This window comes from bacterium (assembly GCA_023135785.1).
Classification (GTDB): Bacteria; CAIJMQ01; CAIJMQ01; order CAIJMQ01; family CAIJMQ01; genus CAZNJA01.
Map to the genome: position 1 here is coordinate 1 of JAGLSL010000051.1, position 3,234 is coordinate 3,234.

Here is a 3,234-nt window from a genome sequence, read left to right on the forward strand (position 1 = left end):
GCACAATGAGAAATGTAGGGGGGATAACTCTTTCAATATCCTCTCGTGTAATTTTACCCTCTCTGATTATTTTTGGCGAATCTGAAGTACAGTCAATAATAGTAGAGGGTCTTTGCAAAACTGTTGCCCCCCCGTCTAAAATAAGATCAATCCCGCCTAATGCGAAGCGGGCAGGCTTTCCGTCAAAATATTGACTGACTTCATCTGCGCTGACAGCGTCTTTTCCACCCGACACATTAGCGCTTGTACAGACCATCGGTCCGTATTCCTTAAGCAAACCAAGCGCCATTGGATAATCCGGAATTCTAAACCCTAATGTATCCGTTTTAAGAGAAATATCAAGTCCTGCTTTCCTCTTAAGAATCACCGTTAAAGGACCCGGACAAAACGCTTCCATTAACTTATACGCAAAATCCGGAATTTTTTCAACATATAAAGCCACGCTTTGTATATCGCAAACAAGCACAGGTAAAGGTTTAGAATAATCCCTACCCTTTATTTCATATATTTTTTTTACTGCATCTTCGCTAAATAAATCTCCCGCCAAACCATATACAGTATCCGTTGGAAAAGCAATTACTCCGCCATTCTTCAACACTGTCTTTACTTTTAAAAGAACATCTTCTTCCAACACCTCTGAATTTATTTTTATATATTCCATTTTCCCGAAGCAATCTTCTTATTTCTAGTAACATAAGAAGATTGCGAAGTCCCCCCCGTAGCACTCCTGTTGGAGTGCGGAGTCCCCCCTGTTAGTTTTGCTTTTGCAAAACTAGGGGGGATTACTTGCCCTATAATTTTATTCTCCCTTTACCAATTACTAGTTACAGATTGTAAATTACCATTCATTATTCAGTTTTCTTGTTTCTAAGATAATCGAAAATAAAAGGATCTATATCCCCGTCTAAAACATTTTCCGCATTCGTTTGTTCGGTTCCAGTACGATGGTCTTTAACAAGCGTATAAGGATAAAGCACATAACTGCGAGCCTGACTTCCCCACTGGATATTTTGCTTCTCTCCGAATATCTTTTTCTGCTTCTCTTTTTCTATTTCCTGGAAATGACTATAAAGCCTCGACATCAACAACTCCATAGCAATAAATTTATTCTGATGTTGCGACTTTTCCGATTGAGCTTGAGCAACTATTTTTGTGGGAAGATGAGTTATTCTTACCGCAGAATCCGTCATATTAACATGCTGTCCGCCCGGCCCCGAAGAACGAAAAGTATCTATCCTTAAATCCACATCTTTTATATCCAGTTTAAACTCCTCATCTATTTTAGGTATAACCTCAACAGACGCAAACGAAGTATGCCTCCTGTGCTGGGCATCAAACGGAGAGACCCTAACCAACCTGTGTATACCTTTTTCACCTTTCAGATAACCGTAAGAAAATTCTTTTGAAAAACGCAAACTTGCGTATTTTATGCCCGCCTCTTCAGCCGCAGTAACATCCACCAACTCCGCCGCCATATTGTTGCGTTCCGCCCATCTTGTATACATCCGAAGTAGCATCTGCGCCCAATCGCACGACTCCGTACCACCCGCGCCCGGTTTTATCGAAAGGAAACAACCCAGCTTATCGTACTTGCCTGCTAACAAAACCTCCAACTGCCATTTCTCTATTTCCTTATCTATCCTTGCAACAGAAGACGAAACCTCATCCAAAACTCCCTTATCATCTTCTTCTTTCGCCAATTCATAAAGAACGCCCGCATCTTCTATATCTTTATGCAACCTATCCCATTTGGCGTGTGTTTCCTTTAAAGAATCAAGCTTCTTCATAACCTTCTTCGCATTCTCAACATCCTGCCAAAATCCTTCCTGTTCAAGCTCCTTGCTTAACTTATTGATTTCTTTTGTCTTATTTTCCAAGTCAAAGAAACCCCCGAAGGTCTTCCAATTTATTTAGGAAATCCCGTAACTTGCGTTTTATATCTTCCATAATGCATTGATTTTAACATAACGGTTAAAGGGTTAAAAATAATAAACTTATCGTTGAATTTTGAATTCATTGAAAATTCAACGATAGAGGAATATAATATACTAACGACTTTGGGAGAATGGATCCCAACAAAATCAAAATCGGTGGGGAAGTTATCTCCCCTCTGTTTCCCCAAGGGAAACAAGACTAGGGGACCTTGCCCCCTAGTTTTGCAAAGTACTCCCAGTTTGATTTCGGTAGAAATCAGGGAAGTGCAAAAGCAAAACTAGCAGGGGGGACTTCGTACTCCAACGAGAGTACTGTGGGAGGAGATACCCAAAGAGTTGAGTTTATTTTATTAATAGCTTGGGGGAAATAAATCCCCCCTTAATTTCTTTGAAATCAAAGCAGGGGGGAGTTCGTACTCTTCTGATTTAATCAGAAGAGTACTACGGGAGAAATAAAATGAAAAATCCAAAAAATTTAGTATTATATATCATCATATGTCTGCTCGGTCTGGGAGTAGTCGCAAGCGATGTGGCATTAATCACCAGAAACAAAGCGCTTCAAAAATCTGTTGCCTCAATGTCCGAACTAAACGAAAAATATATCTCGCTTGAAAAAACATACAACGACCTGTTAAAAGAACACATTACCACTCCTGACCAGATGCAATCAGGCGAAGAAGCAAAACAAACAAAAGAACCTACACAAAAAGAAATCGAAGAAGTGAAAACAACCATAAGAGAAAATACCTACAAAACCCTTGATAATCGCATAGCAGGAGCCAAAACAGAATACGAAGCAAATATCTTTATCGACATGAAAAAAAGCTACAATAACATATTTAAACTAAGCGAAACCTTCAGGACTGCAGAAAGAGCAGAAAGAACCAAAATCAGAAACGAAATCGCCGAAGAATGGCTTACACTAGGCGAACTATATGCTAAATATACCGACTATCAATGGACCTCACTCGCCGAAGAATTCGGCGTCACAGATACAGACGCATTCCTGCAACGCGCCGAAGAAATTCAGGCAGGATTCAGAGATAAATAAACCACGGATAAATAAATAGACCTTAGACTATAGACTGAAGACCAAAGACCAAAGACCAACTGCATTTAGCAATCTACAATGAGCATTTATCAATTATAAGTTTAGACTAAAAACTTAAGACTTAGCCCCTTCACCCTGTCATTCCCGCGAATGCGAGAATCCAATACAATCTGTCATTCCTGCGTGCAGTAAGCAGGAATCCATTTTCTTGTCATTCCCTTCCCTGTCATTGCGAGGGAGAGAAACGAC

The 3,234-nt window shown here is 40.0% G+C and carries 3 protein-coding genes; 1 reads left to right on the plus strand and 2 read right to left on the minus strand.

Annotated elements, in window-relative coordinates:
• Together KAS42_04250 and prfB are read right to left on the minus strand one after the other, a co-directional pair.
• A partial coding sequence (locus KAS42_04250; GenBank protein ID MCK4905435.1) for a threonylcarbamoyl-AMP synthase occupies window positions 1-661 on the minus strand: 661 nt, incomplete at its 3' end.
• A 187-nt stretch (window positions 662-848) separates the two neighbouring features.
• On the minus strand, window positions 849-1,910 hold the full coding sequence (gene prfB / locus KAS42_04255) for a peptide chain release factor 2 (GenBank protein MCK4905436.1): 1,062 nt from the start codon (window positions 1,908-1,910) through the stop codon (window positions 849-851).
• 481 nt (window positions 1,911-2,391) lie between these two features.
• On the opposite strand from prfB, the gene KAS42_04260 reads away from it, so the two are divergent.
• A complete protein-coding gene (locus tag KAS42_04260) occupies window positions 2,392-2,985 on the plus strand; it encodes a hypothetical protein (GenBank protein MCK4905437.1) in 594 nt (197 codons plus the stop codon).
• Window positions 2,986-3,234 lie beyond the last annotated feature (249 nt).

What these genes read in the sequence shown, in the direction of transcription:
- KAS42_04260 (MCK4905437.1), top strand. Translation starts at nt 2,392, where the DNA reads ATGAAAAATCCAAAAAATTTAGTATTATATATCATCATATGTCTGCTC.